This is a genomic window from Microbacterium sp. NPDC096154 (assembly GCF_040302945.1).
Lineage (GTDB): Bacteria > Actinomycetota > Actinomycetes > Actinomycetales > Microbacteriaceae > Microbacterium.
This window is the reverse complement of the sequence record NZ_JBEOSM010000004.1, coordinates 234833-259570: the sequence shown is the minus strand read 5'-3', so window position 1 is coordinate 259570 and position 24738 is coordinate 234833. Positions and strand designations below refer to the sequence as shown.

20 protein-coding genes are annotated in these 24738 nt (G+C 73.0%); 7 read left to right on the top strand and 13 right to left on the bottom strand.

Features of this window, described 5'->3' with window-relative positions:
- Positions 1-100 precede the first annotated feature (100 nt).
- From ABTW64_RS07760 to ABTW64_RS07745, 4 genes are all read right to left on the bottom strand, one after another.
- A complete protein-coding gene (locus ABTW64_RS07760; protein WP_350620987.1) occupies positions 101-1486 on the bottom strand; it encodes a glycine--tRNA ligase in 1386 nt (461 codons plus the stop codon).
- Positions 1487-1609: 123 nt separating this feature from the next.
- The gene (locus ABTW64_RS07755) at positions 1610-3484 is read right to left on the bottom strand and encodes a glycosyltransferase family 2 protein (RefSeq protein ID WP_350620985.1); all 1875 of its coding nucleotides are present in this window, start codon (positions 3482-3484) and stop codon (positions 1610-1612) included.
- Positions 3485-3527: 43 nt separating this feature from the next.
- Positions 3528-3920, bottom strand: a complete 393-nt coding sequence (locus ABTW64_RS07750) for a hypothetical protein (RefSeq protein ID WP_350620983.1) — start codon at positions 3918-3920, stop codon at positions 3528-3530.
- A 120-nt stretch (positions 3921-4040) separates the two neighbouring features.
- Entirely contained in the window at positions 4041-4730 is a 690-nt protein-coding gene (locus tag ABTW64_RS07745) for a GNAT family N-acetyltransferase (RefSeq protein ID WP_350620981.1), read from the bottom strand.
- An 84-nt stretch (positions 4731-4814) separates the two neighbouring features.
- Here ABTW64_RS07745 and ABTW64_RS07740 point away from each other — a divergent pair, with 84 nt between their 5' ends.
- Positions 4815-6257: an MFS transporter gene (locus ABTW64_RS07740; protein WP_350620979.1), complete on the top strand. Its 1443-nt coding sequence runs from the start codon at positions 4815-4817 to the stop codon at positions 6255-6257.
- A 28-nt stretch (positions 6258-6285) separates the two neighbouring features.
- Here ABTW64_RS07740 and ABTW64_RS07735 read toward each other — a convergent pair whose 3' ends face one another.
- From ABTW64_RS07735 to ABTW64_RS07715, 5 genes are all read right to left on the bottom strand, one after another.
- Complete coding sequence (locus ABTW64_RS07735; RefSeq protein ID WP_350620977.1) at positions 6286-7176, bottom strand: hypothetical protein; 891 nt, start codon at positions 7174-7176, stop codon at positions 6286-6288.
- A gap of 108 nt (positions 7177-7284) precedes the next feature.
- The gene (locus ABTW64_RS07730; protein ID WP_350620975.1) at positions 7285-8019 is read right to left on the bottom strand and encodes an IclR family transcriptional regulator domain-containing protein; all 735 of its coding nucleotides are present in this window, start codon (positions 8017-8019) and stop codon (positions 7285-7287) included.
- Between the two features lie 251 nt (positions 8020-8270).
- A complete protein-coding gene (locus ABTW64_RS07725) occupies positions 8271-9437 on the bottom strand; it encodes a thiolase family protein (protein ID WP_350620973.1) in 1167 nt (388 codons plus the stop codon).
- Position 9438: 1 nt separating this feature from the next.
- Positions 9439-10080 carry a 3-oxoacid CoA-transferase subunit B gene (locus ABTW64_RS07720; RefSeq protein ID WP_350620971.1) on the bottom strand — a complete coding sequence of 214 codons (642 nt, stop codon included), beginning with the start codon at positions 10078-10080 and terminating at the stop codon, positions 9439-9441.
- Positions 10077-10817: a 3-oxoacid CoA-transferase subunit A gene (locus tag ABTW64_RS07715; RefSeq protein WP_350620969.1), complete on the bottom strand. Its 741-nt coding sequence runs from the start codon at positions 10815-10817 to the stop codon at positions 10077-10079. Before ABTW64_RS07715 ends, ABTW64_RS07720 begins: the two co-directional genes overlap by 4 nt.
- A 213-nt stretch (positions 10818-11030) precedes the next feature.
- On the opposite strand from ABTW64_RS07715, the gene ABTW64_RS07710 reads away from it, so the two are divergent.
- Entirely contained in the window at positions 11031-11843 is an 813-nt protein-coding gene (locus tag ABTW64_RS07710) for an SDR family oxidoreductase (RefSeq protein ID WP_350620967.1), read from the top strand.
- 50 nt (positions 11844-11893) lie between these two features.
- Here the strand turns inward: ABTW64_RS07710 and ABTW64_RS07705 are convergent, their stop codons facing one another.
- The gene (locus ABTW64_RS07705; protein WP_350620965.1) at positions 11894-13006 is read right to left on the bottom strand and encodes an alcohol dehydrogenase catalytic domain-containing protein; all 1113 of its coding nucleotides are present in this window, start codon (positions 13004-13006) and stop codon (positions 11894-11896) included.
- Between the two features lie 92 nt (positions 13007-13098).
- Between ABTW64_RS07705 and ABTW64_RS07700 the strand changes: the two genes are divergently transcribed.
- The gene (locus ABTW64_RS07700) at positions 13099-14799 is read left to right on the top strand and encodes a helix-turn-helix domain-containing protein (protein WP_350620963.1); all 1701 of its coding nucleotides are present in this window, start codon (positions 13099-13101) and stop codon (positions 14797-14799) included.
- 102 nt (positions 14800-14901) lie between these two features.
- Positions 14902-15630 carry a Pr6Pr family membrane protein gene (locus tag ABTW64_RS07695; RefSeq protein ID WP_350620961.1) on the top strand — a complete coding sequence of 243 codons (729 nt, stop codon included), beginning with the start codon at positions 14902-14904 and terminating at the stop codon, positions 15628-15630.
- On the opposite strand, the gene ABTW64_RS07690 is transcribed toward ABTW64_RS07695, so the two are convergent.
- The 3 genes from ABTW64_RS07690 to ABTW64_RS07680 form a co-directional block, all read right to left on the bottom strand.
- Positions 15608-17017: a flavin monoamine oxidase family protein gene (locus ABTW64_RS07690; protein ID WP_350620959.1), complete on the bottom strand. Its 1410-nt coding sequence runs from the start codon at positions 17015-17017 to the stop codon at positions 15608-15610. The genes ABTW64_RS07695 and ABTW64_RS07690 overlap by 23 nt on opposite strands.
- Before the next feature lie 274 nt (positions 17018-17291).
- Positions 17292-18059, bottom strand: a complete 768-nt coding sequence (locus ABTW64_RS07685) for a M56 family metallopeptidase (RefSeq protein ID WP_350620957.1) — start codon at positions 18057-18059, stop codon at positions 17292-17294.
- A gap of 16 nt (positions 18060-18075) precedes the next feature.
- A complete protein-coding gene (locus ABTW64_RS07680) occupies positions 18076-18438 on the bottom strand; it encodes a BlaI/MecI/CopY family transcriptional regulator (protein WP_350620955.1) in 363 nt (120 codons plus the stop codon).
- Positions 18439-18589: 151 nt separating this feature from the next.
- Between ABTW64_RS07680 and ABTW64_RS07675 the strand changes: the two genes are divergently transcribed.
- Genes ABTW64_RS07675 through cydC form a run of 3 tightly spaced genes read left to right on the top strand, consistent with a single transcriptional unit; the run spans position 18590 to position 24698 of the window.
- Positions 18590-20224, top strand: a complete 1635-nt coding sequence (locus ABTW64_RS07675; RefSeq protein WP_350620953.1) for a cytochrome ubiquinol oxidase subunit I — start codon at positions 18590-18592, stop codon at positions 20222-20224.
- 20 nt (positions 20225-20244) lie between these two features.
- Complete coding sequence (cydB, locus tag ABTW64_RS07670; RefSeq protein WP_350620951.1) at positions 20245-21306, top strand: cytochrome d ubiquinol oxidase subunit II; 1062 nt, start codon at positions 20245-20247, stop codon at positions 21304-21306.
- Positions 21303-24698 (top strand): thiol reductant ABC exporter subunit CydC, encoded by a 3396-nt coding sequence (cydC, locus tag ABTW64_RS07665; RefSeq protein ID WP_350620949.1) that lies wholly within the window; start codon positions 21303-21305, stop codon positions 24696-24698. The genes cydB and cydC overlap by 4 nt, the downstream gene beginning before the upstream one ends.
- Positions 24699-24738 lie beyond the last annotated feature (40 nt).

The following is a 24738-nucleotide window of genomic DNA, read 5'->3' as shown; positions in this document are numbered from 1 at the left end:
CCGTGAGTCCGCGAACTCTCGATGCACCAACATTTCGGGTTACGAAAGAAGACGAAAGCCCGCGAGTCGGACGGGCTCGCGGGCTTCGCGGAGGCGATGGTCAGGCGCCGCGCAGGCGCTCCGACAGATACGCGCGCAGGCCCTCGAGCGGCACGCGCTCCTGGCCCATGGTGTCGCGATCGCGCACGGTGACGGCGCGATCCTCGAGCGAGTCGAAGTCGATCGTGACGCACAGCGGCGTGCCGATCTCGTCCTGTCGGCGGTAGCGGCGGCCGATCGCTCCCGCGTCATCGAAGTCGACGTTCCACGTGCCGCGGAGGTCGTCGGCCACCTCGCGCGCGAGCGGCGACAGCTTCTCGTTGCGCGACAGGGGCAGCACGGCGACCTTCACGGGCGCGAGGCGCGGGTCGAGGCGCAGCACCGTGCGGGTGTCGGTGCCGCCCTTGGCGTTGGGCACCTCCTCCTCGGTGTACGCGTCGATCAGGAACGCCATCATCGAGCGCGTGAGGCCGAACGACGGCTCGATCACGTAGGGCACGTACTTCTCGCCCGAGGCCTGGTCGAAGTACTCCAGCTTGCTGCCCGAGGCCTTGATGTGGTTCGTCAGGTCGAAGTCGGTGCGGTTGGCGATGCCCATCAGCTCGCCCCAGCCCTTGCCCGGGAAGCCGAAGTCGTACTCGACGTCGATCGTGCGATCCGAGTAGTGCGCGCGCTCGCCATCAGGGATGTCCAGCTTGCGCATGTGCGCCGGGTCGATGCCCAGATCGATGAACCAGCTCCAGCACGCCTCGACCCAGTGCTCGAACCACTCCGCGGCCTCGGCGGGCGGCACGAAGAACTCGATCTCCATCTGCTCGAACTCGCGGGTGCGGAAGATGAAGTTGCCGGGCGTGATCTCGTTGCGGAACGCCTTGCCGACCTGGCCCACGCCGAACGGCGGCTTCTTGCGCGACGCCGTGAGCACGTTCGCGAAGTTCACGAAGATGCCCTGCGCCGTCTCGGGGCGCAGGTAGTGCAGGCCCGACTCGTCGTCGATCACGCCGAGGTACGTCTTCACGAGGCCCGAGAACGACTTGGGCTCGGTCCACTGGCCGCGCGTGCCGCAATCGGGGCACACGATGTCGGCCATCCCGTTCTCGGGCGCGCGGCCCTTCTTCTCCTCGAACGCCTCGAGCAGGTGGTCCTCGCGGTGGCGCTTGTGGCACTGCAGGCACTCGACCAGCGGGTCGGTGAACGTTGCGACGTGGCCCGACGCCTCCCACACCTTCGAGGGCAGGATGATCGACGAGTCGAGGCCGACCATGTCGCCGCGGCCCCGCACGAAGGTCTGCCACCACTGACGGCGGATGTTCTCCTTGAGCTCGGTGCCGAGGGGCCCGTAGTCCCAGGCCGACCGCGATCCGCCGTAGATCTCGCCCGCCTGGAACACGAACCCGCGGTGGCGGGCGAGGCTGATGACCTTGTCGAGGCGGGAGGGTTCGGCCACGGTGGCTCCAATGGTCGGGAGGGATCGGGATGGGCGCGGATGCGCCGGTCACGGCGCCGCGGAGCGGCCGGAGCCGCGCCTCAATCCTAGTCGCGCGCCGCGCGGGGGTTCTGCCTGCGGCGGTCAGCGCGACGAGCTCGCCGTGAGCCGCACGACCCCGCTCGGCGAGCGCACCACCACGACGCCGGTCGCGACCTCGCGTCCCTCCGCGATCGCCGTGACGGCATAGCGCCCCGGCCAGCGCGGCAGGGTGAGCTCCCAGCGCGCGCCGAGGTCGTCGCCGACGATCGCGCACTCCCGCTCGCGCTGCCGCGCGCGGGTGGCCACGATCGGCACGCGGCCGAGGAGGTCTCCCACGAGCCGCATCAGGCGCTCACGGCGTCCCCGCGGCGGCAGCGACGTGAAGCGCACCGCACCGGGCAGTCGCGTCACGCCGTGGGTGTGGACTCCCCGGAGTGGGACGGATGCCGTGCCGCCGCGGACCCGCGCGCTTTCGACATCCAGCCCCACCTCGGCGATGACGGAGCGCCGGCGTTCTCCGATCTCGAGCCAGAGGTAGCCGGCGGGGCTGCCGAAGGCGAAGACCGCGCGCCCCTGAACGAGGCCCACCGCCGCCGGCCCACGGTAGCGCACGTGCCGCTGATTGTGGATGCCGCCGAGGCGCGTGAGCGACGAGGGCTTCCAGCGGTGGGCCGGCAGCGGCCGTCCGCCGGCCGCCCGGCCCACGTCGATGTGCGACCGGGAGGTGAGCGTCACCTCGCCGTCATCCGACACGGCCGCCGTCGCCTGCGTGCGGGACGGCCACACGACGTGATCGTCCTCGCTTCCGAGCACGACGGTCGTCGTGGCCGCCGCCAGCTCAGCCGTGGCATCCTGCCGGGTCCCGGCCGGATCGACGCGCCACCAGCGCCCGTTCTCGCGCGTCACGGCCAGCGGTCCGCCCCACGACGTCTCGGCGTCGACGACGAGCGCGTCGTCGTGCCACCGCAGCGCCGTCGCCGTGGTCATCCCCACGCGGTCGGCGTCGACCGCCGCGAGCGCGCGCAGCGCCGGCACGTCGCCGCGGCGCACGGCCGCGGCGCGCAGCCGCTGCAGGGCGTCGAAGCGCGCGTCGAGCCGGGGCGGTACGAGGTCGAGCACTCGGGGCAGGCGCCCGAGCACGACGCTCACGTCGGCGTCAGCGCGAGTGTCGAAGCCCCGACCGAAGAACCCCAGCACCCAGTCCTGGAACCGCTGCGCGAGCAGCGCGTCGCGCGTCGCGGCGTGCCGCTCGTCCCCCAGCGCACTGTGGATGCGCTCGAAGACCCGCACCACGATGTCCCACTGGTGCGCCAGATCGGCGTCGAAGGCCAGCGAGCTGTTGTCGCCCGTGTGCACCCAGTGATAGAACGGCGTCTCGGCGAGCACCGAGATCACCCGGGCGTGCGCGGCGACGTCGATGTTGAAGAAGAGGTCTTCGTAGTACTGCCGCGCCCCTTCCGGAAACCGGATGCCGTGATCCATCAGCAGCTGTCGACGGTAGAGCTTGTGCGGGGTCATGGGGGTGAGCGCGTGCGGCGCCGTCTCGTGCTCCGCGTGCGCGCGATCGTGCGTGAACACCGCCAGGCCCCAGGCCGCGGACGACGTGCGCGACTCCTTGCCGTTGACCACGTCACTTCCGGCGCGGTCGGCCAGTGCGAGCGCCGCCCTGAGGCCATCCGGATACAGCTCGTCGTCGTGATCCATGAACAGCACGTAGTCGCCGCGCGCCATCTCAATCCCGACGTTGCGCGGCCGCGACGGCCAGCCGCTGTTCTCGATGCGCACCGCGCGCACGTTGGCGCGCTCGCGCTCGAGCCGCTGCAGACGCTCGAACGTCGCATCCGGCGAGCCGTCGTCGACGAAGACGACCTCGAAGTCGCGCGCCGGCAGGGTCTGCGCGTCGAGCGAGGCCAGCACCCGGTCCAGACCCGCTCCGGGACGGTACGTGGCGACGACGACGCTGATCCGCGGGTTCACGGCTCGACCCTGCGAGAGATCGCCCGAGGAGATGGCGACCGTGTCAGCCCCACGGCGAGACGCCCTCGTCGGCACGAGCCGGGCGGAGTGCGGCGGGCGGTGGCCATCCGAGCTCGATGAGCTCGTGCGGCACGTCGATCGCGCCGTAGTCCTCGGTCTTCACGACCACACGGCCGGGATCGCCGGCAGGCGACGCGGGCGACACCTCCACGACGCGCACGCGGATGGCGTCGCGGTCACGGTGCAGCATCCACGGTTCGGCGAGCCACGCGAGTCCGTGAGCCTCGAGCGCCTCCTCCGCCTCGACCCACTCGAGGGGCCCGCTGACGTCCGCGCCGAACAGCGACACCGCCACCCACGCGTCGCCCTCGGGACGGATCCAGCCGACGAGCTCGCGGTCGCCCCTGCGGTGGGCGATCCAGTCGGCCGGGATCATCGCACCTCTCCGAGGTCACACGCGTCTCGCGAGGTCACACGCCGGCGGATGTGATCCCGCGTCGCGGATGCACGCCCCGGCAGACGGATGTGCGCTCGGCGGGGTCGGGCGGCGCGCATGTCAGGCCCGGGTGAAGAGGTAGCCGCGCGACGCGTCGAAGCCCGAGATCTTCAACCCCTGGCCCAGCAGCTCGGCCATCTGTCCGCGCAGCCGGGTGCGCCACTCGTGCGCGGCGGCGGGGTCTTCGACGCGCATGGCCTCGACATCGCGCGGGATGGCGAGCGTCTCGACCACGTCGTCGTCGGACGGCGGCTTGGCGATGTCGGCGAGCGCCCACTCGACGTCGAGGCGGTCGCTCTCGTCTCCCGCGTCGCCACCGCCGAAGATGCCGTACTGGTTCACCGCGTAGCCCGTGACGCGGGCGCCGAGCACCGTCAGGAAGAAGTGCGCGTTGCGGGCGACGAGCGGGTCGAACGTCCACGTGATGTTGCCCACCTCGCGCGAGAACGCCCACTGCCGCTGGTGCTCCTTGAGCTCGCGGCCCCAGCCGCGGCCGCGGTACTCCGGCAGCAGCGCCGTGATGTGCGAGTGCATCGTCCGCTTGCCGGGCACGCCGAAGAACGCGATCGACGCGCCGACCATCCGCTCCTCCCCGTCGCCGTCGAACAGCCCCACCACGTAGTTGCCCGACTGCTGCAGGGCTCGCAGCGTGCCCGCATCGATCGTGCGCTCCGAGCGGCGGAGCGAGTCGAGCAGCCCCTGCGCCTCGATGATGAGTTCGACGGTGTCCAGGTCGCGGATGGTTCGCATGGCATCAGTCTGCCCGGATGCCGGCATGGGAGGGAATCCGGATGTATCGGCGCCACAGTCCCCGGGCGCCGATAGCCTGCTGAGGTGGGTGACAGAGACGACAGACGCGGACTGACCCACTCCACACCCAAATGGCTCACCGTCGCGGTGCTCGCCTTCACCGGCCTCTGCTCGGCGTACATGTTCACGCTCGTCGTGCCGATCCAGGCCGAGCTGCCGCACCTGCTGAACGCCGACCGCAACGACACCGCCTGGGTCGTCACGATCACGCTGCTCGTGGCGGCATGCGCCACCCCGATCTCGGGACGCCTCGGCGACATGTACGGCAAGCGGCGCATCGTGCTGGTGCTCATCGTCGCGCTGAGCGTCGGCTCGCTGGTCGCGGCCCTGTCCGGCGGCATCGGCGGAGTCATCCTGGGGCGCGCGCTGCAGGGCGCGACGACGGGGGTCATCCCGCTCGGCATCGCGATCATGCGCGACGTGCTGCCGCCCGCGCGGCTCGGCACCGCCGTGGCGCTGATGAGCGCCACGATGGGCGTCGGCGGCGCCGTCGGCCTGCCGGTGAGCGCCCTCATCGTGGAGCACCTCGACTGGCACGTGCTGTTCTGGCTGGCGGCGGCTCTGGGCGCCGTCGCGCTGGTCCTGGTCGCGCTCTTCGTGCCGCCCAGCGTGCTGCGCACGCCCGGGCGCTTCGACTACGTCGGCGCCGCGGGGCTGGCGGCCGGCCTCGTGGGCCTGCTGCTCGCGATCTCACGCGGCAGCGACTGGGGCTGGCTGTCGCCGGTGACCCTCGGCTGCGGGATCGCGGGAGTCGCGCTCCTGCTGGCGTGGGGCTGGTACCAGCTGCGCGCCTCCGAGCCGCTGCTGGATCTGCGGGTCGCGGCGCGGCCCGCCGTGCTGTTCACGAACCTCGCGGCGATCGGCATGGGCTTCGCGCTGTTCGGCACGAACGTGACGATGCCGCAGCTCTTGGAGCTGCCGGTCGAGTCGGGCTCGGGACTCGGTCTGACGATGTTCGCCACAGCGCTGGTCGTGATGCCGTCGGGGCTCGTCATGATGCTGATCTCGCCCCTGTCGGGATGGCTCGAACGCCGGCTCGGTGCGCGGTTCATGCTCGCGTTCGGCACGGGGGCGGTGGGTGTCGCCTACGTGTTCGTGCTGCTGTGGTCGTCGGAGGTGTGGCACCTGTTCGTCGCGAACCTCATCGTCGGCGTGGGTGTGGGCTTCAGCTTCGCAGCGATGCCCATGCTCATCATGCGCTCGGTGCCCTCGCACGAGACGGGGGCCTCGAACGGCATCAACGCGCTGTTCCGCTCGCTGGGCACCGCCACCGCGTCCGCCGTGATGGCGGCCGTTCTGGCCGCCATCACGGTGGACTACGGCGGCGTCGCGGTGCCCACGCCCGTGGCCTTCGAGGTCTGCTTCTGGCTGGGAGCCGCGGCCTCGGTCGCGGCCTGCCTGCTCAGCCTGCTGATCCCGCGGCATCCGCACTACGCCGAGCACGCCTCGCTTCCGGACCGCGCCTGAGCCCGGCCGGCCGTGCCTGCGGCCGACGTCAGTCCGTCCAGGGGTCTTCCGGACCGCCCAGACCCGTCACGGCGCGCGCCCGCGGCCGGCGGGGCGCGGGCCGGCGCGCCCGCACGAGCATCGCGATGCCGAGCGCCAGCAGCGCCAGAGCCCACACGACGCACAGCGTGGCGAGCCAGTCGGGGTCGTGCACGTAGCGCTGGCCGGCCACCTCCCACTCGCACCGCAGCCCGAGCGGGAACCACGACAGCTCCCCGGCCGGATCGTACGCGCCCGCGCGCACGCCCGTGTCGAGCTGCTCGCGCAGCGAGCGCCCGATCGCCGTGGCCGCGCAGCGATCGGCGAGAGACCCGCGAGCCGCATCCGCGACCGCCATGCCGATGGTCGTCGCGGCGAGCACGACGCCGGCGAAGGCGAACAGGACGCCGCCCGTGCGCCCCTGTGCCCCTGCGAGGTGCCGCGGCAGGATGATGCGCGCGAAGCCGAGGGCGGATGACGCGAGCCAGATGGGACCGGCCGCGATGAGGTAGAGCATGGGCCCGAACAGCAGGCCCATCATCCCGTAGAAGGCAAGGCCGCCGAGCGCCGCGCCGAAGGCGCCCGACGTCGCGAGCCCGACGGCCGGAAGCAGCAGCCCGACAAGGCCCGAGGCCGCGAAGCCCGAGGCGGCGGCCGAAAGGGCGAGGCCCGGCACGTCGAGCACCGTGCGGCGCCGGACGATCACCGCGAGCACGAGCGCGCCGACAGCGGCGACGATCGCGGCGAGCCCGACCAGCGAGGGGGCGGCGAGCCCGGTGCGGTCGAGCAGCAGAGCCGCCGCGGCGCCGACCGCGAGCGGCGCGACGTAGACCGCGGCGGCGAACGCAAGCGCTCGGGCCCACGTGACGCCGCGGGTGCGTCTTCCATGCGCGCGCGTCATGTGCTCATCCTGCCGTCACCGGGCGGCTTGCGGCGCGGCGGGCGGTTCACGGCGCGGCAGGCGGGTCATGGTGCGGCAGGCGGGTCATGGTGCGCCTCGGCGCCGCGGTCACAGGTGTCGGATCTCGGCGTCGATGGCGCGCGTCGCCTCCAGCAGCGCCGGGAGGTGGTGCGTGCGCAGCCGCTCGAGCGTGACGCGGGTCGCGGTGGTGGAGATGTTCACGGCGGCCACCACGCGCCCGTCACGCCCGTGCAGCGGCGCCGCCACCGACCGGAGACCCGGTTCCAGGCCCGCGTTCACGATCGCCCACCCCTGCGCCGCGACGCGCTCGAGCTCCTCGGCGAACGGAGGATCGACACCCGGCCGCTCCTCGGGCGGCAGCGCCGCGAGCAGCACACGCCCCATGCTGGTGCGCCGGGCCGGGAAGCGGGTGCCGATGGTGATGCCGACGCTCATGATGCGCCGCGTGGGGACGCGCGCCACGTAGACGATCTCGTCGCCGTCGAGCACGGCTGCCGAGACGCTCTCATCGACCTCGCGCGACAGCCGCTCGAGGTGCGGCTGCGCCACCTCCGGCAGCGACAGGGCCGACAGATAGCTGAAGCCGAGCTCCAGCACGCGGGGCGTGAGCGCGAAGTCGCGCCCGACCGCGCGCACGTAGCCCAGGTGCTGGAGCGTGAGCAGGAAGCGCCGCGCCGCGGCCCGCGTCACCTCGGCGCGGGCCGCGACCTCGCTGAGCGTGAGGCGCGGATGATCGGCGTCGAACGCCCGGATGACCGCCAGCCCGCGCGCGAACGACTGCACGTACTCCCGCTGATCGGGCTCGCGCGATGGGTCGGTCATCCGTTCAGCCTTTCACGTTGCGGACCGGACAGCACTCGGATGCCGTCGGCTCGCCCCCTGTGCGAGCGAAGCCGGCGTCGACCGAAGCGAAGTCCGCGCCTGCCGGCTTCACCCCTGTGCGAGCGAAGCGAACCCGCAGCGCGAAGCGCTGCCGCGATGGAGCGAAGCGACAGCGCCTCACGCTCGGAGGGCCCGCGAAGCGGCGCCCGAACGCGTGCGAGATGCGCGCGCAGCGCGCTACAAGAACGCGCTCAGCGCTCCAGCACGACCGCGAGCCCCTGGCCCACGCCGATGCAGAGCGTGGCGACCGCGACGCCGCCGCCGCGGCGCTTGAGCTCGTGCGCGGCGTGGCCGATGATGCGGCCGCCGGATGCGCCGAGCGGGTGGCCGATCGCGATCGCACCGCCGTGGATGTTGACCTTCTCGGGGTCGATGTCCCACTGGCGGATGCACGCGAGGCTCTGCGACGCGAACGCCTCGTTGAGCTCGACGAAGTCGACGTCGGCCCACGTCTTGCCCGCGCGAGCGAGGGCCTTGTTGGCCGCCTCGACGGGAGCCACGCCGAACACGTCGGGCTCGTTGCCATGCACGCCGCGACCGGCGATGCGGGCGAGCGGCTCGACGTCGATCGCGCCCTCGGCGCCGAGCAGCACCGCCGAGGCGCCGTCGTTGATCGACGACGAGTTGGCGGCGGTCACGGTGCCGTCCTTCGCGAACAGCGCCTTCAGGCCCGCGAGCTTCTCGACGGTGGAGCCGTCGCGGATGCCCTCGTCGCGCGCCAGCTCGTGCCCCTCCACCTGCACGATCTCGGCGTCGTACATGCCGTCGGCCCACGCCTTGGCGGCGAGCTCGTGGCTGCGCACCGAGAACGCGTCCTGGTCGTGGCGCGAGATGTCGTAGATGGCCGCAAGCTTCTCGGCGCTCTCGCCGTTGGAGATCGTCCACTCCGCGGGGAGGGCCTTGTTGGTCATCCGCCAGCCGATGGCCGTGTTCCACAGCGTCTGGTTGCCCACCGCGGGGAAGGGCTTGGGCGACTTCTCGACGATGTACGGAGCACGGCTCATCGACTCCACGCCGCCCGTGAGAACGATGCGGTTGTCGCCCGCCTCGATCGCGCGCGAGCCCTGGATGACCGCCTCGACCGACGAGCCGCAGAGGCGATTGACCGTGACGCCGGGCACCGTCACGGGGAAGCCCGCGAGCAGCGCGCCCATGCGCGCGATATTGCGGTTGTCCTCGCCGGCCTGGTTGGCGTCGCCGAAGACGACGTCCTCGATCAGAGCGGGGTCGAGGCCGGTGCGCTCGACCACCGCCTTCATGACGACGGCGGCGAGGTCGTCGGGCCGCACGCCCGAGAGCGCGCCGGCGGCCTTGCCGAACGGGGTGCGGACGGCGTCGTAGACGAACGTCGAGGTCATGTCAGTTCTCCTTGAGGTTCAGGCCCGTGAGCTCTTCGAGCCCCTCGATGGTGTTGTCGCCGAACAGCTCGCGCACGCGGAAGCCGGCGTCGGTCACGTCGAACACCGCGTGATCCGTGTAGACGCGCGTGACGCATCCCACACCCGTCAGCGGGTACGTGCATGCCGCCACGAGCTTCGACTCGCCCTGCTTGGTGAGCAGGTCGGTCATGACGTAGACCGACTTGGCGCCGATCGCGAGGTCCATGGCGCCGCCCACGGCCGGGATCGCGCCGGGCGCGCCGGTCGACCAGTTGGCGAGGTCGCCGGTCTGCGACACCTGGAAGGCGCCCAGCACGCACACGTCGAGGTGGCCGCCGCGCATCATCGCGAACGAGTCGGCGTGGTGGAAGTAGGCCGCTCCCGGCTGGGCGGTGACGGGCTGCTTGCCGGCGTTGATCAGATCCGGGTCGATGCGGTCGGGCGCGGGGGCCTCTCCCATGCCGAGCAGGCCGTTCTCGGTGTGCAGGATGATCTCCTGGTCGGCCGGAAGGAAGTTGGCGACCAGCGTCGGGGCGCCGATGCCGAGGTTGACGTACGCACCCTCGGGGATGTCGGCGGCGATGCGCTTGGCGAGATCGTTGCGCGTGATGGTCGTGCTCATGCCTGTACCTCCTGAAGCGGGCGGCCCTCGATGTCGACGCCGCCGACGAACGCGCCGTCCTGCAGCCAGCGGCGCGGGCCGACGGCCACGACGCGGTCGACGAAGATACCGGGCGTCACGACCGTCTCGGGGTCGATGGCGCCGAGCTCGACCGTCTCGTCGACCTGGACGATCGTGGTCGCGGCGGCCGTGGCCATGATGGGCCCGAAGTTGCGCGCCGTCTCGCGGTACACCAGGTTGCCCCAGCGGTCGGCCTTGAGGGCGCTGACCAGCGCGAAGTCGGCCTTGATCGGGTACTCGAGCACGTAGCGACGTCCGTCGATCTCGCGCTCCTCCTTGCCCTCGGCCAGCTGCGTGCCGACGCCCGTGGGCGAGAAGAACGCGCCGATGCCGGCGCCGGCGGCGCGGATGCGCTCGGCCAGGTTGCCCTGCGGCACGAGCTCGAGCTCGATCTCGCCCGCGCGGTAGAGGCCGTCGAACACCCACGAGTCGCTCTGGCGGGGGAACGAGCAGATGATCTTGCGCACGCGCTTCGCCGCGAGCAGCGCGGCCAGGCCCGTGTCGCCGTTGCCGGCGTTGTTGTTGACGATGGTCAGGTCGCTCGCCCCGTGGGCGATGAGCGCATCGATCAGCTCGACGGGCTGACCGGCGCGGCCGAAGCCGCCGATCATGATCGTCGAGCCGTCCTCGATCCCGGCCACGGCGTCCTCGACGCTCGCGACGGTCTTGTCGATCATCCGGCCTCCTCGCTGGTTCCATGTGTTCGCTATGCGAACGGATGTTCGGTCTGCGGATACACTACCGCGTCGCGTCGCCCCGACACAACGCAGGATGCCCCCGTCGACACGCGCAGAGGACACCCCGGATGGCCGCAGTCTCCTGCGTGGTGTCGTGGATGCCGCCTGTCAAGGCCGTTCCGTGCGGCCTTGCGCCGAGGTGGAATCGGCGCCATGAGCACCGAACCGATGAGCTTCCGGCCGACCACCGCGATCGTGACCGCATCCGACTCGGGCATGGGCCGGGCCACCGCCGTGGCGCTCGCCCGGGCGGGGCTCAATGTGGGCGTCACGTGGCACAGCGACGAGGAGGGCGCCCGCGAGACGGCGCGGCTCGTCGAGGCCGAGGGCCGACGCGCGGTCGTCTCGCATCTCGACGTGACCGACATCCCCGCCTGCGGCGACGTGATCGACCGGCTCGCCGACGATCTCGGCGGCGTCGACGTCTTCGTGAACAACGCCGGCACGGGCGAGAGCGTTCCGTTCCTCGACGTCGACCTCGAGGGCTGGCGCCGCGTCGTCAGCACCGACCTCGAGGGCGCCTTCGTGGTCATGCAGCGTGCCGCCCAGCGCATGGTCGCGGCCGGGAGAGGGGGCCGGATCGTCGGCGTCACGAGCGTGCACGAGCACCAGCCGAAAGTCGGATCCGCCGCCTATGACGCCGCCAAGCACGGCCTGGGCGGCCTGCTCAAGACCATGGCGATCGAGCTGGCCGAGCACGGCATCACGGTCAACGCGGTGGCGCCGGGCCTGATCGCGACGCCCATGACGGGCATCGACCCGAGCGAGGCCGAGCAGACCGCGCGCCCCGGCATCCCGCTGCGCCGTCCCGGCGTGCCCGAGGAGGTCGCCGCCGTCATCGCGTTCCTGTGCTCGCCCGCCGCGTCCTACGTCACGGGTGCCAGCTGGCCCGTGGACGGCGGCATGCTGCAGATGGGCCCCATGGCGGGCGCGAGCCTCGAGAGCGACGACTGGCGCCGCGTCTGATCGGCTCGCGGATTCCGCATCACGCCGCGCCGCACGGCGGACGCCGATGCTCAGTCACCGTCGAAGACCATCACCTGCCGCACCGCGCGCCCGTCCGCGAGATCGTCCATCGCCTCGTTGATCTCGTGCAGCCGGATGCGACGGGTGATGAGCCGCTCCACGGGGAGGCGCCCCGCGCGCCACCAGTCGGCGAACCGCGGGATGTCGCGAGCCGGCACCGCCGAGCCGAGGTAGCTGCCGATGATCGTGCGGGCCTCGCCCGTGATGGTCAGGGGCGAGATGGCGGCGCGGGCGTCGGGCGCGGGCAGCCCCACGGTCACGGTGCGGCCTCCGGGCTTCGTGGCCTGGAAGGCGGTCTCGAAGGCGCCGCCATGTCCCGCGCACTCGAGCGCGTGATCCGTCCGGATGCCCTGCTGAGCGACCTCGGCCGGCGTGTAGGCCGCCTGCGCGCCCAGCTCCCGCGCGAGCGCCAGCTTCTCGGGGCGGCCGTCCACGGCGACCACGTGCGCCCGCCCGTCCGCCACGGCGGAGATGAGGGCCGACATCCCGACACCGCCCAGCCCCACGATCATGACCGTGTCACCCGGCCCGGGCTGCACGGCGTTGAGCAGCGCCCCACCGCCCGTGAGCACGGCGCAGCCCAGCACCGCCGCGACCTCGGCCGGCACATCGGACCCGATCGGGACGACCGACGCCCGGTCGACGACCGCGTGGGTCGCGAAGCCCGAGACACCCAGGTGATGGAACAGCTGCTCACCGCCGCGCGACAGGCGGCGACCGCCGTGCAGCAGGGTGCCGGCGGTGTTCGACTTCGTGCCCTCGGCGCAGGGCAGCCGCCCGCCCGTGGCGCATCCTTCGCAGCTCTCGCAGCGCGGCAGGAACGCCATGACCACGCGCTGGTCCGGCTTGAGATCGTGCACGTCGGCCCCTGTCGCCACGACGATGCCGGCGGCCTCGTGGCCGAGCACCATGGGCGTCGGACGCTCCCGGTTGCCATCGACGACCGAGAGATCGGAGTGGCACACGCCCGCGGCCTCGATGCGCACCAGCACCTCGGTCGGCCCGGGTGCGTCGAGTTCGAGCTCCGCGACGCTGATCGGCTTCGACTGCGCATACGGGCGCTCGCGACCGATCGCCTCGAGCACCGCTCCCGTGATCCGCATGGGTCGCCTCCTCCGCGTCGGTCTCCGACGCTATTCACTCATGCGGGCAGCATCGACGTGCGACGCGCCATTGGATGTGGCTGAATATGGACATGGCGCACACACCCGAGCCCGCGTCGACGGTCGACGAGCCGACGCCCGAGTCCGCCCCGACCCCCGACGCGCAGCGCTCACGCGAGGAGCTGCTGCGCGTGCTGCTCGACACCGCGACCGACATCACGGCGCTGCGCGACGTCGAGGCCGTGCTGCAGGCCATCGTGCGGCGCACGCGCGCGATCGTCGCGACCGACATGGCCTATCTCGCGCTGACCGACGTCGAGGCCGGCGTCACGGCCATCCGGCACAGCGAGGGCGTGGCGACCCACGCGTACCGCACGCTGCAGCAGCCGCTCGGGACCGGAGTGCTCGGCGAGGTGGCGCGCGGGCTGGCGCCGTTCCACTCCTCCGACTACCTGCGCGACGAGGCGCTCGTGCACGTGCCCGAGATCGACGAGATCGTGCGGGCCGAGGGGGTGCGGTCGATCATGGGCGTGCCGCTGACGGTGGCGGGGCGCGTGATGGGCGCACTGGTCGTCGCAGAGCGTCACCCTCGCTCGTTCACGCCCCAGGAGATCGCGCTGGTCGACTCGCTCGGCAAGATCGCGGCCGTGGCGCTCGACAACTCGATGCGCTTCGAGGCGGCGGGGCGCCTGGCCGAGGACCTCGTGCGGCAGCAGCAGCGCAGCGCGGCCGAGCTCGCGCTCATCACGCAGGTCCTCGAGCTCGACGACCGCCTCATGGACGCGGTCATGGTGACGCCCGACGTCGGGCGCATCCTGGCCATCGGGCAGAGCGTGCTGGCCTGCGACCTGTGGCTGCGCGATCCGGACGGCGCGGTGCTCACGGCGACCACGTCCCACGGCCCTCCGGCCGAGCCGGGTTCGACCGTCGCGGTCACGGCGGCCGGCGAGCGCCTGGGGCTGCTCGCCTCCGCGCGCACGCTGGACGCTCCCGCGCTCGCGCTGCTCGAGCGGGTGGCCGTGCACGTCTCGCTGGCGCTGCTGTTCGCGCGCGCCGAGGAGGACGCCGACCTGCGCCTGCAGTCGCAGGTTCTCGACGACCTGCTGGAGCGCACCGATGTGCCGCGCGAGCGCCTCGAGCGCCGCCTGCAGCGCTGGGGCCTGCAGCCGGGAGAGCCGCTGTGGTCGGTCGTGATCGAGGCCCCGGAGGCCGATCGCCGCCGCCGGCTGCAGGCGGTGCGCTCGCTCGGCACGCGGTCGGTCATGATGGCGACGCATCACGATCACGTGTGCCTCGTGACGGCCGATCCCACCTGGGAGCAGTCGCTGCGCACGCTGTTCGCGGCACGCGGATGGCGGCTGCGCGCCGGCATCGGCGGCCCGACCGCCGACGTGCGCCAGCTCGGCGACGCGCACCGGCGGGCGCAGCTGGCCCTCGGTTCCCTCACGACCCTCGGTCGCGACGGCGTGCTCGACGGCGCCGAGCTGGGCCTGCTGGGCGCGCTGCTCGATCTCGCCGGCCGTGGTGAGCTGCCGCAGAGCCTGACGGCGGCGATCGATCCGCTGCGCGACTACGACCGCACGCGGGACGCCGACCTCACGCGCACCGCGTACGTGTATCTCGAGAGCGACGGCAATGTCGCGCGCGTCGCCGACATCCTGCATCTGCACCGCAACACCGTGCGCCAGAGGCTCGAGCGCATCGGCGCGCTGCTGGGCCCGGGATGGGATGCCTCGCCCCGCCGGCTCGAGACCCACCTCGCCCTGCGCGTGCTCGAGGCCGAGCGCGGCTGAGCCCGCCGGAGCGGCGCCGCAGCGGGCGCGACGTGTCAAGCCGCCGCGGACGGCCGGCGGGCTTTCCTAGACTCGTCGCACGGCGCGCGCCCGAGCGCCCGGATGGAGGACGCCCGCGCGTTGAGGATGGATGCGGCCACGCTCCGCACGCTGACCGGCCTGCTGCACCTGGCAGGGGCCGCGGTGTGCGCGGTCGCGCTGACCCATCGCCTGTTCTGGGGCCTCAGCTCGCAGACCATCGCCGGCCAGAACTTCTTCGCCTACCTCACGATCCAGTCGAACGTGGCGTTCGCGATCGTCTGGACCGTCGCGGGTGTCGCCGCGCTGCGCGACCGGCTCGACCATCCGCGCATCACCGCCGCGCAGGCAGTCGTGCTGAGCTGGACGGCAACCGCGGGCATCGTGTTCGCGTTTCTGGTGTGGCAGGCGGGCGAGCGGGCCATCCGCATCGACGTGCCGTGGTCGGACCAGGTGCTGCACTTCTGGCTGCCGGCCCTCGCGGTGCTCGACTGGCTGTTCACCCCCGGCCGCGGCCGCGCGCCGCGACGGGTCGTGCCCATCGTGCTCGCCTATCCGCTGCTGTGGGGCGGGTTCACGATGTGGCGCGGCTCGCTGATCGGCTGGTACCCGTACTACTTCCTCGACCTGCGGCAGGTGAGCGGGCCGCCCGAGTTCCTCATGACGAGCGGCGCGGCGCTGAGCATCTTCGCGGCTGTGTCGGCCTCGCTGGTATGGGCCCGGCGGCGGCACGTCGGCGCACCGCCCGAGCATGCCGGCCGGCTCAGCCTGGGTCGGGCGACCGGCCGGCTCAGGCGTCGTCGGCGGGGATGAAGTACTGCAGCGACGCGAGCGCGCGCTCCTGCGCCGCCGCGTCGTCGAGCGCGGCGAACTCCTCGGCGGCCGCGCCGCCCACGCGGCCGACGAGGATGGGCTCGCCCGTCGCGGGCTCGAGGTTGATCCAGGTCCGGATGAGCGCCTCGCCGCCGACCACGTGCCAGATCGCCGCGTCGCTGCGCCAGAACGGCCGCTCGAACCGCAGCCACACGCTCTCGGCCAGACCCATGCCGAGAGCGGCGATCGCGCCGCGGTGGCTGAACGGCAGGGGCGGCTCGAACTCGATGCCCTCCTGCTGCAGCACTCCCAGCGGCACGGTGAGCACCACCCGGTCGACCGAGAGCGCCTCGCCCGTGCCGAGGCGCAGGCTCACGCCCGTGTCGTCGTACGCGACGCCCACGACCGCGGTGGAGCGCGTCACCTGCAGGCCATCCAGCAGCTCCTCGGCGAGCGGGGTCAGGTCGCCGAGGATGGCCTCCGCCGTCTGCGGCGGCAGTTGCGGCGGGTACCAGCTCGACAGCTCGCCCGCGTCGGCACCGGCCATCGCGGCCACCGCCGAGAGCAGGGCGGCGAGCGCGGGATCATCCGGGTCGGCCCCCGCTTCGGCGAGCGCGTCGGCCAGCGACACGTCGGCCGGCGCGGTCGCGGCCTGTTCCACGGCGGCGCGCACGCGGTCGCCGGCCGGCACATCGACCGCGCCGTCAGGTGACACCGCGACCTGCTCGCGCAGCGCGACGGGCTCGAGGCCGAGGCCGTCGAGGCGGTCGGCGAGGCCCGTCTCGGAGCCGTCGGAGGTCAGCAGCCAGCCGCCCAGCTGTGGTCGCACGCGGCCCGGGTCATCCGGGCTCCATGCGTCATCCGCGACCGACTGCACGCGGCCGCCGAGGCGCTCGCGCGCCTCGAGCACCGTCACGTCCAGGCCCGCGTCGGCGAGGCGCCGGGCGGCCGTCGCGCCCGCGATGCCGGCGCCCACCACCGCGATCCGCTCGCCCGGGCCGGCCGCCGCGATCACGTCGTGGGCCGCGCGTCGGCCACTGCGCAGCGCGCCCCCCAGCGTGCCGGGGTCATCCGGATCGGTCGCCTCGCCCGCGAAGAACACGCGCCCCTCGACGTCGCGCGCGAGGGTCTCGCGGTCGTCGGGCGATGCCCCGGGCGGCGTGAAGCTCAGCGCCCCGCGCGAGAACGGGTCGGCGCCCCATGTGCTGCGCACGAAGGCGGTGGGGGTCGCGGCCGGCGCGCCGCTCGGGGTGGGTGCCGGCGTCGTCGGCGTCGGGGCCCCCGACGACGGCCCCGGCGGCGGCGTCTCGCCCGTGCAGGACGCGAGCAGCACGGCGACGGCGCCCGCTCCGGCGCCGACGAGGAAGGTGCGTCGCGAGATCCCCATCGTCCCGCCACCCTATCCCGGCCGGATCCGCCCCGCCCGCGCCGCTCGGCGCGACTGCGCACACCGCCAGCCGGCCAGCCGGCCAGCCGGCCAGCCGGCCAGCCGCACGAGTCCACACCAATGTGCGTGTGCACTCGCGGGGCCTAGCCGAGTCCACACCAATGTGCGTGTGCACTCGCGGGGCCTAGCCGAGTCCACACCAATGTGCGTGTGCACTCGCGCGCGGCCGAGACCACACGCACATTGGTGTGCACTCGGTCGCGACGGGGGTGCGTCAGGGGGTGCGACGCCCGAGCCGCAGGAAGCGGTCGTGGTGGCGCGAGCGGCGGGAAGACGCGTGCTCGGCCGGGCCGGTCGGACCCGCCACGCGCAGGATGGCCCGTGCCAGCACGGCGTCGGGCGTCGAGCGGCGGGCGCTGTCGTCGGCGCGCATCTCGACGAGCGCGGCGACCTCGCTCTCGGCACGCGCGGCGATCGGGAACCACGGCAGCGCCTCGCGCCACGCCTTGAAGGCCACCAGCAGCACCTCGTGCCGCTGCTCGACGTGCGCGCGCTCGTGCGCGATCACCGCGTCGAGCTCATCCGCATCGAGGTCGTCGAGCAGGCCCTGCGACAGCACGGTGACCGAGCCGATGCCGCGCGGCAGGCAGTATGCGACGGGGGCGGCGTCATCCAGCACCCGTGTGCGCGCCTGGGTGGGGTGCGGCGACGAGAGAAGCAGCAGCAGCTCGAGATGGCGGCGGCGCTGACGCTCGAACTGCACGACCGTGATCGCGAGGTGCACCAGCAGGTACGCCGCGAGCGCCGCCGCGGGAAGGGCCGCCAGCACGGGGTGGCCGGGCAGCACCGCGAGCCCCACGAGCCACAGGGCGCCGATCATCGAGAGCCCACCGGCCACGGCGATCAGCTGCCACAGCAGCAGGGCTCGCGCGGGAGCGAAGGCCGGCCAGGCGGCACGCGACAGCAGGATGGGCACGGGCCACGCGAGCAGCACGGCGATCCCGATCAGGGCGGCCGCGGCGGCCAGCTCCTGCAGGGTCATGCGGTCTCCGGCCGGGTCAGACGGCGCCGGCGAGCAGGCGGCGCAGCACCTCGGCGTCCTCGGCCGTGACGCCGCCCACGAAGCGCGCCAGCACGGCCCCACGGTCGCCGGCGTCGCCGAGCACCTCGTGCATCAGCTCGGCCACGTGGTCGACGCGGCTCGCGGTCGCGCGGTAGCGATGCGGACGGGCCGAGCGGTCGGACGCCACGAACCCCTTCTTCTCGAGGCGCGACAGCACGGTCAGCAGCGTGGTGGCTGCGAGCTGACGACCCTGCTCGCGCTCGAGGTGCTCCTGCACGTCGTAGGCGGTCAGCGCGACGTCGCCGGCGTCCCACAGCACGTCCATCACGGAGCGCTCCAGTTCACCCAGACTGCCCATGTCGCACCTCCTCTGTTCACTGTGACAGGCCATTCTACTCCGACTTCGCTTGTCCGTAGAACATCTTCGATGCGTTGTAGAACTACTTCTACACGGCGTAGACTCCCTGCGGAACTACCCCGCCTCATCCGCTCGTCCCAAGGAGCCCCGCGTGGATCCGCTCGACATCGCCCGCTGGCAGTTCGGCATCACGACCGTCTACCACTTCCTCATGGTCCCGCTCACCCTGGGGCTCGGCGCGATGGTCGCCATCCTGCAGACGGCGTGGGTGCGCACGGGCGACGAGCGCTGGCTCCGCATGACCAAGTTCTGGGGCAAGCTCTACCTGATCAACTTCATCCTGGGCGTGGCCACGGGCCTCGTGCAGGAGTTCCAGTTCGGCATGGCGTGGAGCGAGTACTCCCGCTTCGTGGGCGACGTGTTCGGCGCCCCGCTCGCGCTCGAGGGCCTGCTGGCGTTCTTCGCCGAGTCGACCTTCCTCGGCGTCTGGATCTTCGGATGGGGCCGCCTGCGCAAGGGCGTGCACCTCGCCGCCCTGTGGCTGGCCGTGATCGGATCGTGGGTCTCGGCGTACTTCATCATCGTCGCGAACTCGTGGATGCAGCACCCCGTGGGCGTCGAGCTGGGCGAGGACGGCCGCCCGGTGATGACCGACCTGTGGGCGGTGCTCACGAACAACACCGCGATCGCGGCCTACTCGCACACGCTCGCCGGTGCCGTGATGGTGGGCGGCATGTTCCTGCTCGGCATCAGCTGGTACCACCTGTGGCGCCGCCGTCACGACGGCATCGACACCGTGGACGCCGACGGCCGCGTCGTGGTCGGCTCGCACCCCGAGGTGCGCGGGCGCGACGAGAAGGATCACGGCGTGTGGATCCGGTCGCTGCGCATCGGCGCGGTGGTGGCGCTCGTGGGCTTCGCCGCCGTCGCGATCAGCGGCGACCTGCAGGCCAAGCTGATGTATCAGCAGCAGCCCATGAAGATGGCGGCGGCGGAGGCCGCCTGCCACGACGACGAGCTTCCCGGATCGTCGTTCTCCGTCCTGTCGATCGGCGACCCCGGCGCCGGATGCGAGTCGGTCACCCCGGTGATCGAGATCCCGTACGTGCTGAGCTGGCTGGGCGCCGGCGACTTCACGACCGAGATGCCGACCGTGACCGACCTCGAGACGCAGTACGTCGACGCGTACGGCGAGACCATCCCGGAGGACGAGCTCTACGGCCAGCGCGCGGGTTCCGAGATCGCGTACGTGCCGGTGATGTGGATCACCTACTGGGGCTTCCGCCTCATGATCGGGCTGGGCGCCATCCCGGCGTTCGCCGCAGCCGTCGCTCTGTGGCTGACCCGCAAGGGCACCGTGCCGGCCTCGCCGTGGATCATGCGCCTCGCGCTGCTCGGCATCACCGCGCCGTTCGCCGCCAACATCGCGGGCTGGATCTTCACCGAGATGGGTCGCCAGCCGTTCGTGGTGGCTCCCAACCCCGACCCCAGCGGCGTCGACGGCGTCTTCATGTTCACCGCGGCGGCGGTCTCGCCCGGCACCACCGTGGGCGAACTGCTGTTCTCGGTGATCTCGCTCACCGCGATCTACGCCGTGCTGCTGGTGATCGAGGTGATGCTGCTCGTGAAATACGTGCGCGGCGGCACGATCAGCGCGATGCCCGAGATGGAGCACGGGATCGAGCGCACCGAACGCGGGCCGGATGACGACCCCGACGACCAGCACCACGGCCACCAGAACCGCGACGACGACCCGCGCGACGACGTGCTCGCGTTCGCCTACTGAGACACGAACGAGGAGAACACATGAATGTGCCGATGGACGGCTCCGCCGGAGGGCTTCCCGTCGTCTGGTTCATCGCCATCGCGGTGCTCTGGATCGGCTTCCTACTGCTTGAGGGCTTCGACCTCGGGGTGGGGATGCACATGATCTTCAGCACCAAGAACGAGACCGACCGCCGTGTGATGCTCAACACGATCGGCCCCGTGTGGGACGGCAACGAGGTGTGGCTCATCACCGCCGGGGCCGCCCTGTTCGCGGCGTTCCCCCTCTGGTACGCGTCGTTGTTCTCGGCCCTCTACGTGCCGCTCACGATCACGCTGCTCGGGCTGATCCTGCGCGCGGTCAGCATCGAGTACCGCGGCAAGAACCCCGATCCGCGGTGGGCGACCTTCTGGACGTGGACGCTCGGCCTGGGGTCGCTGGTCGTCGCGTTCTGCATCGGCGCCGCCCTCGCGATCACCTCGACCGGCCTGCCGCTGAACGCCAACGGCGACCGCGTGGGGCACCCGTTCGTCTGGCTCACCGCCCCGGCCGTGATCGGCGGTCTGGCCGGCGTGGGCTTCGCCCTCGCGCACGGCGCCACGTTCCTCGCGCTCAAGAGCGACGGGCCGGTGCGCGTGCGCGCGGCCCGGTTCGCCGCGACGTGGGGGCCGCTCTGCCTCGTGCCGGCCGCCGTGTGGGCGCTGTGGGTGCAGTTCCAGCACGGCGGCGGCATCCTGTCGTGGACGCTCGTCGGGCTCGCCGTCGCGGGCGCCGCGTTCGGATGGCGCAGCGCCCGCGCGCGGCGCGAGGGCCGCGCCTTCACCGGCTACGCCGCGTTCATCCTGTTCGGCGCCGCATCGATCTTCGCCGGCATGTTCCCGGACGTGCTGCCGTCGACGCTCGACCCGGCGCACAGCCTCACGGTGTTCAACGCGTCGAGCAGCGACTACACGCTCGGCATGATGACGATCTTCGCGGGCATCGGGCTGCCGATCGTGATCGGCTACCAGGCCTGGTCGTACTGGATCTTCCGCAAGCGCGTCACGCCCGGCGCCATCCCGAACGCGCACGGCTTCGTGCCGGCCATCCTGCGCGCCAGGTGAACCCTCACGCCGCTTCGGGCATCGCGACGCGCGAAGCCCGCCCCGCCGGGAAGGTCGCACCCGACCGCAGCTCGGATCCGTGGGAGATCGAGGCCGCGCGGCCGAAGCGCCTGGCTACGCGGCCCGAGCTCGGGCCCGTGCGCCCCGTCGCCCTGCTGCTGCTCGGTGTGCTGGCCGCGCTGCGGGCGCTGGGCCTCGTGGTGGTGGCCGGGGCGATCGCCTCGGGAATCGCGGGGCTGCAGCAGGGGGCAGTGGACGAGCGCGGCGTCCTGCTGCTGGGCGTCGGCGGCGCCGCGCTGCGGGCCGCGTCCGGCTGGGCGACCGACGTCATCGCGCGGCGCGTCGCCATCTCGGTGAAGACCACCCTGCGCGCCCGGCTGTGGCAGCGCATCGCCGACGGCGACGCGGGGGTCCCGGGCGAGGGCGAGGTCGCGATGCTCGCGACCGACGGGCTCGAGCAGCTCGACGACTACTACGTGCGCAGCCTGCCGGCCATGATCGCCGCCGTGGTGGTGCCCGCCATCGTGGGGCTGCGCATCCTGGGCGCCGACTGGATCAGCGCGCTCATCGTCGTGGTGACCGTGCCGCTCATCCCGTTCTTCATGGCGCTGATCGGGCGCCACACGCAGGCGCGCACCGACGAGGCGCTCGGCGCGCTGTCGCGCCTGGCCGACCACCTCACCGAGCTCGCGCGCGGGCTCCCGGTGCTGGTCGGGCTCGGGCGCGTGGAGGAGCAGTCGACCGCGCTCGACGGCATCCAGCGCGCGTATCGCCGGCGTACCCAGGAGACCCTCCGGCAGGCTTTCCTGTCGGCGCTCGCGCTCGAGCTGATCGCGACGATCTCGGTCGCAGTCGTGGCGGTCTTCCTGGGCCTGCGCCTGATGCAGGGCGGCATCGGCCTGCATCAGGCGCTGCTCGTGCTGATCCTCGCGCCCGAGTGCTTCGCGGCGCTGCGCGACGTGGGAACGGCGTTCCACGCCTCGCAGAACGGCCTCTCGGCACTGCAGCGGGTGCGCGCGATCACCGCGCGTGCACCCGAGGCGAGGATCGTGCGCCGCCGCTCCCCCTCTCGCGCCGATCCCGGCATCTCGCTGAAGGACGTCACGGTGCGCTACGCCGGGCGCGAGAAGCCCACGCTCGACAGGACGGACGCCCGCCTCGACGGCATCGTCGCGATCACCGGCCCGAGCGGATGCGGCAAGTCGACGCTGCTGGCAGCGCTCGTGGGCGCTCTTCCCGCGGATGCCGAGGTGACGGGCCGCATCGACGGCGCGGATCCGGATGCGGTCGCCTACGCGCCGCAGGCCCCGCGGGCCTTCACCGCGACCCCGAGCGACGAGCTCGCGCTCTACGGCGCGGGCGATCCGATCGCCGCGCTCGCGGAGCTCGGGCTCGCGCACGTCGCTGCCGCACGCATCGCCGAGCTGAGCCCCGGCGAGCTGCGCCGCCTGGCCGTGGCGCGCGCGCTCGCCCGTGTGGACCGCGGCGCCACGCTGCTCGTGCTCGACGAGCCGACCGCGCACCTCGACCGCGCGTCGGCCGACCGCGTGCGCGCCGCCATCCTGCGCCGGGCCCATCGCGCGACGATCGTGCTCGCGGCCCACGAGCCCGAGACGCTGGCGCTGGCCGGATCGCGGATCGCGGTCGGCGGCCCCAGCCGGACCGCGAGCGAAGCGAGCGCGGCGCGGATGCAGGCCACCAGGCACGAAGCGCCGGCGCGAGAGACCGCAGCGACAGCGGCGTCCCTCGCACCGGCGCCGCTCACGGCCCCGCACGCACCCCCGAGACGATCCCTCGTGCCCTGGCTGGTGGGTGTCCTGCTGGCGTTCGCGGCAGTCGGGCTGGGCCTCGCCCTCAGCGCGGTGTCGGGATGGCTGATCGTGCGCGCGAGCGTCGAGCAGCACATCATGTACCTGCTCGTCGCGATCGTCGGCGTGCGGTTCTTCGGCATCGGCCGCTCGGTCGCCCGCTACGCGGAGCGGCTGTTCACGCACGAGGCGGCATTCCGCATGGTCGACGCCCTGCGGCTGCGGCTGTGGCGGGCGATCGCCGCGCGCGGCGCCGGTTCGCGGCGGCTGCTCGAGGGCGGGTCACCGGTCGACTACCTCGTGATCCTCGCCGACGAGCTGCGCGACCTGCTGCCGCGGATCATCCCGCCGCTGGCCGTGGGCATCCTGTCGCTCGCCGGCATCGCCGTGACCACCGCGCTCGTGCTGCCCGAGCTCGCCGTCACGGTCACGGCGGCGCTCACGGCCGCCGCGCTGGGCGGCGCCGCACTCGCCCTCGCGAGCGGGCGGGGCGCGCAGCGCGCGCGCATCCGGGAGCGGTCGGCGCTCGTGCGGGCGACGGCGGCGCTCGCCGCGGCGGCCGATGACCTGCGCGGCAACGGCTGCTCGGCAGCGGCTCTCGCGGCCGTCGGCGACGCCGCGCAGCGGCTCTCGCGCGCCGAGCGGCGCGCATCCTGGGCGGCCGGGCTCGGGGGCGCCGTGGTGGTGTTCGCGGCGACCGCGCTCGCTGCCGGCGTCGCGCCGCTGGCACCGGGCGCGCGCGCCGAGCTCGCGTGCGTGGTGGCCCTGCTGGTGCTGGCCGCGCTCGAGCCGCTGCTCGAGCTGGTGGCCGCCGCGCAGCGCGTGCCCGCGCTGGTCGAGGTGCGCTCCCGGATGGCCCCCGTGCTCGCCGAGGGGCCCAGGACGACCTGGGGCACGGCCCGCCCCGGGGCGCGCATCGCGGAGATCGCGCTCGACGGGGTCGCGGCCCGCTACCCCCGCACCGACTCCGCCGGCACCGACTCCCCCGTCTTCCGCGACGCGCAGGGCGCGGTCCGCGCCGGCCAGTGGCTCGTCGTCTGCGGGCCGAGCGGCTCCGGCAAGTCCACGCTGCTTTCGGTCGTGATGGGCGCGCTGCCCGCGTCATCCGGCTCCGTGCGCGTCGACGGCACGCCCCTGACGGCTCTCGACGCGGCCGCCTGGCGCCGCCGCGTCGCGTGGTGCCCGCAGGATGCGTACGTGTTCGACTCGACCCTGCGCGGCAACCTGCTGCTCGCCCGGCCGCGAGCGGATGCGCCCTCCGACGCCGAGATGGCCGCGGTGCTCGAGCGCGCCGGGCTCGGCGCCCTGCTGCGGGCGCTGCCGCGAGGCCTCGACACGCGCGTGGGCGCCGGCGGCTCGGCGCTGTCGGGCGGCGAGCGCCAGCGCCTGGCCGTCGCCCGCGCGCTGCTGACCGACGCGGATGTCGTCCTGCTCGACGAGCCGACGGCTCACCTCGACGCCCCGACTGCGGCTGCCATGATGGCCGATCTGCGTCGGGCGACGAACGACCGCGTGGTGCTGCTGGTATCCCACCGTGCCGACGACCGTCGCCCCGGCGACCCTGTCATCGACCTGACGGCCTGACCCCCTGACGGCCTGACCCCCTGACCCCTGACCCCCTGAC